Origin of the sequence: Mesorhizobium sp. M6A.T.Cr.TU.017.01.1.1, assembly GCF_004023115.1 — a bacterium.
In the GTDB taxonomy this organism is placed as follows: domain Bacteria; phylum Pseudomonadota; class Alphaproteobacteria; order Rhizobiales; family Rhizobiaceae; genus Mesorhizobium; species Mesorhizobium mediterraneum.
This window is the reverse complement of sequence record NZ_RZTA01000221.1, coordinates 1-4,171: the sequence shown is the minus strand read 5'-3', so window position 1 is coordinate 4,171 and position 4,171 is coordinate 1. Positions and strand designations below refer to the sequence as shown.

General features: G+C 65.0%; 4 protein-coding genes. 3 read left to right on the top strand and 1 reads right to left on the bottom strand.

The genetic code is table 11. The annotated features are described in order from the left end of the window. The 3 genes from EOB36_RS33305 to ggt all read left to right on the top strand — a co-directional run. Positions 1 to 869 (top strand): FGGY-family carbohydrate kinase (locus EOB36_RS33305; RefSeq protein ID WP_128286558.1); only part of this gene is annotated, 869 nt, incomplete at its 5' end. Then, positions 866 to 1,720, top strand: a complete 855-nt coding sequence (locus tag EOB36_RS33300) for a TIGR01459 family HAD-type hydrolase (protein WP_095488213.1) — start codon at positions 866 to 868, stop codon at positions 1,718 to 1,720. The genes EOB36_RS33305 and EOB36_RS33300, both read left to right, overlap by 4 nt. Positions 1,721 to 1,848: 128 nt before the next feature. Continuing rightward, a complete protein-coding gene (gene ggt / locus EOB36_RS33295; protein ID WP_126104811.1) occupies positions 1,849 to 3,435 on the top strand; it encodes a gamma-glutamyltransferase in 1,587 nt (528 codons plus the stop codon). On the opposite strand, the gene EOB36_RS33290 is transcribed toward ggt, so the two are convergent. Next, a partial coding sequence (locus tag EOB36_RS33290) for an ATP-binding cassette domain-containing protein (RefSeq protein WP_164897702.1) occupies positions 3,429 to 4,171 on the bottom strand: 743 nt, incomplete at its 5' end. The genes ggt and EOB36_RS33290 overlap by 7 nt on opposite strands.

Genomic DNA, 4,171 nt, shown 5'->3' with positions numbered 1-4,171 from the left:
GTGTTGCCGCGGTGCTGCACCAGGCCGACTGGATCGCGGGACAGTTTTCCGGCCGCTTCGACATCAGCGACGAGAACAACGCCCTGAAGACCGGTTACGACGTCGAGGCCCGCCGCTGGCCGGACTGGATCGCGGCAACCGGGATGCGCATGGAATTCCTTCCCGATGTCGTCAAACCGGGCGATGTGGTCGGAACGCTCACCGCGAGCGCTGCGGACCTGTTCGGCCTGGAGCGTGACGTCGCCGTGGTCGCCGGGACGACGGATGGCTGCGCGTCGTTCCTGGCGACGGGTGCTGCGGCAGTTGGCGACGGCGTCACCGCGCTGGGGTCCTCGCTGACCATCAAGATCCTCTCCGACCGGCCGATCTCGGCGCCGCAGTTCGGCATCTATAGTCACCGGTTGGGAGATGCCTATCTGGCGGGTGGTGCGTCGAATTCGGGGGGCAAGGTGCTGGCGCAGCATTTTCCCCTCGCGCGCATCATCGAGCTGAGCGCGGCGATCGACCCCATGACGGAGACCGGCCTCGACTATTATCCGCTTCCGGCGGTCGGCGAACGCTTTCCGATCGCCGATCCTGCTCTGCCGCCACGTCTGACGCCGCGGCCTGCGGACGACGCCGACTATCTGAAAGCGATGTTGGAGGGTATTGCAGCGATCGAGGCGCTCGGCTATCGCCGGCTTGCCGAACTCGGCGCCCCCCGACTGACGTCGGTCAGAAGCGTCGGCGGCGGTGCGGCAAATCCTGCCTGGACCGCGATCCGGCAGCGCAAGCTGGGCGTCGGTTTCCTGCCGGCGCTTTCGGACGAGGCGGCCGCCGGCACGGCGCGGCTGGCGCTGATGGGCGCAATCGAAGCGGGGCTTTTGTGAGCACGAAAACAGTTGAGCATCTAGACGGCATCGGCGCGCTGGTTGAGCGCTATCAGGTGTTCCTGCTCGATCAGTTCGGCGTGCTGCACGATGGCACCAATCCTTATCCGGGCGCCGTGGAGGCATTGTCGGCGCTGAAGCGCGCAGGCAGGACGATTGTGCTGGTCTCGAACTCCGGCAGGCGGGCACGGCCCAACGAGGCCCGCTTGCTGAAGCTCGGCTTCGAACCAGGAAGCTGGGATCAATTTGTCTCTTCCGGCGAGATCGCGTGGCGATCTTTTCACGAAATGGCGAAATCCGGAAAGCTGCGCCCAAACACCAAGTGCCTGCTGATCAGCAGGGAAGGCGACCGCTCGGCGATTGAAGGTCTGTCTTTCGCGTTGACCAGCGACGGCGACGATGCCGAGCTGGTGCTGATCGCCGCCAGCGAGGGCGATCGCTACGATCTCGAGCATTATCGCAGACTTTTTGAACCGGCAGCAATGCGGCAGGTGCCATGCTTCTGCACCAACCCCGACAAAATCATGCTGACGGCAGTGGGGCCTCGTTTTGGCGCCGGTCAGCTTGCGGATCTCTACGAGAGCCTCGGCGGCAGCGTCACCCGTATCGGCAAGCCCTACACGCCGATCTTCGATGCAGCGCTGGCGCTGGCGGGCAACCCGGACCGCAGCACCGTGGTCTGTGTCGGCGACAGCGTCGAACACGATATCGCCGGTGGAATTGGCGCCGGCGTGGCGACTGCGCTGGTCTTGTCCGGAATATTGGCAGACACCCCTGACCTGGCCGATCTTTTCGATGGGCTGAACGCATACCCGGATTACACGACAGATCTTTTCAAGTTTGCGGATTGAGCTCGGTGATCTCCAAGGGTTGAGCGCTGCCCGGTGATTGTAATGTCGGTCGTGGTGCTTTCGGTGGCGTAGCTCTTTGGCTGCCGTTGCCAGTTCACATCTGGTTGGTCGGAGGCTATTGATCCTGCATGCGTGATTTTCAACTCCCTGGGCGGTCGCCGGTTCGTGCGACAGAAGCGATGGCCGCGACATCACACCCGTTGGCGACGCTGGCGGCGGTCGAGATGCTGCGGTCCGGCGGCAACGCAATGGACGCAGCCGTGTGCGCGGCTGCGGTGCAGGCAGTCGTCGAGCCGCAATCGACCGGTATCGGCGGCGACTGTTTCGTCCTTTACTGCCCCAACGGCCAAGGCGAGGTCCTGGCCTTCAACGGCTCGGGCCGCGCACCTGCAGCAGCGACGGCTGAGTGGTATCTGGACAGGGGGCATGACGCACTGCCTGAATCAGGTCCGCACGCGGTTACCGTGCCGGGGGCCATCGACGCCTGGTGCCGGCTGCTCGAGGATCACGGCAGAAAGGGCATAGACGCCGCGCTGGCGCCCGCCATACGTTACGCCGAGCAGGGCTATGTCGTCCAAGACCGCGTCGCCTTCGACTGGGCTGACAGTGCTGCCTTGCTGGCCGCCGACGAACATGCCGCGCGGATTTTTCTGCCGGATGGAAAGGCGCCGCTGGCCGGCGAGCTGCACCGACAGCCGCAACTGGCCGACACCTTACGCATCGTGTCGCGCCGCGGTCGTGCCGGCTTCTATGAAGGCGAGGTTGCCGACGACTTGGTGTCGCGTCTGCGTGCTCTCGGTGGGCTGCATGCGCTCGACGATTTTGCGGCCACGAAGGGCGACTATGTCAGGCCGGTCGGCACGTCCTACCGGGGCTACGATATCCATCAGATGCCGCCGAACAACCAGGGGCTGACGGCACTGATCATGCTGAATGTGCTGTCGGGCTTTTCGCTCGGCTCGCTGGAACCGAACGGCGCCGAGCGCTTTCACCTCGAGATCGAGGCGGGGCGGCTTGCCTATCAGGACCGCGACAATTTCATCGGCGACCAGAACCAGGTCCATGTCCCCGTGCAGCAGTTGTTGTCCAGATCCCATGCGGACCAGCTTCGCGCCGAGATCGATCCGGCGCGCGCGATGACGCATCTGCCTCGGCTTGAGCTTCAGCCGAGCGATACCGTCTACATCTCGGTGGTCGACCGCGACCGTAATGCGGTCAGCTTCATCAACTCGACTTTTCATTCGTTCGGCAGCGGGTTGGTTGGCCCAAAAACCGGGGTCGTGCTGCAGAACCGCGGCAGCAGCTTCTGCCTGGCGGCGGACCACCCAAACTGCATCGCACCGGGAAAACGCCCCATGCACACCATCATGCCGGGCATGGTGACAGCCAAGGGCCGGGCGATCATGCCGTTCGGCGTGATGGGTGGCGGCTACCAGCCGTTCGGCCATGTCCACCTGCTCACCAACATGATCGATTTCGGCATGGACCCGCAGGAGGCGCTGGATGCGCCGAGGGTGTTTTACAGACAAGATACTGTGGAGGTGGAGCGTGGCGTTCCGGCCGATGCGATCGCCGGCCTGCGCGAGCGGGGCCATCAGCTGTCCATCGCGACCGAGCCGCATGGCGGCGGTCAGTTGGTGCTGATCGACTGGGACAAGGGGACGCTTACCGGCGCGTCCGATCCACGCAAGGATGGTTGCGCGCTCGGTTACTGACGATCGGCCGCGTCTGAGTCTTTGCTGGTCCTGTTCAGTTTTGGCGCTGCCGCCACCAGCGCCTTGCCGATCGCCGACTGCGGCGCGTCGATGACGGCACGGGCGTCGCCGCTCTCGGCGGTGCGGCCGGCGTCGAGGATGACGACACGATGGGCAATGGCGCTGATAACGCCGAGATCATGCGAAATGAACAGATAGGCGATCCGTTCCTCGCGTTGCAGATCGAGCAGCAATTGCAGGATCTGTCGGCGCACGGATACGTCGAGCGCAGACACTGCTTCGTCGAGCACGATCAGCGATGGCTTTGTCGCGATGGCGCGGGCAATCGCGACGCGCTGGCGCTGGCCGCCAGAAATCTCGTGGATGGCGCGGCCGGCGAGATCGGCGCTCAGGCCGACGCGCTCCAGCAAAGCAGCGATGCGGCGCGGGCGCTCCTTTCGAGAGGCGATGCCATGGATGCGCAGGGGGTCGTCGAGCACGCGTGCGACGCTGGCGCGCGGGTTGAAGGCGGCAAGCGGGTCCTGGAACACCATTTGCAGACGAGCACGCTGGGCGCGCAAGGCAGCGCCGTTCAGGGACAGGAAATCGCCGCCTTCGAACTCGACGCGGCCGGCGTCGGGCTCGATCAGCCGCAGCAGCAGCCGCGCGATCGTCGACTTGCCGCTGCCGGAAGGCCCGGCCAGCGCCAGCGTCTCGCCGGGCTCGATGTCGAAGGAAACGTCATCGACGGCGGCAA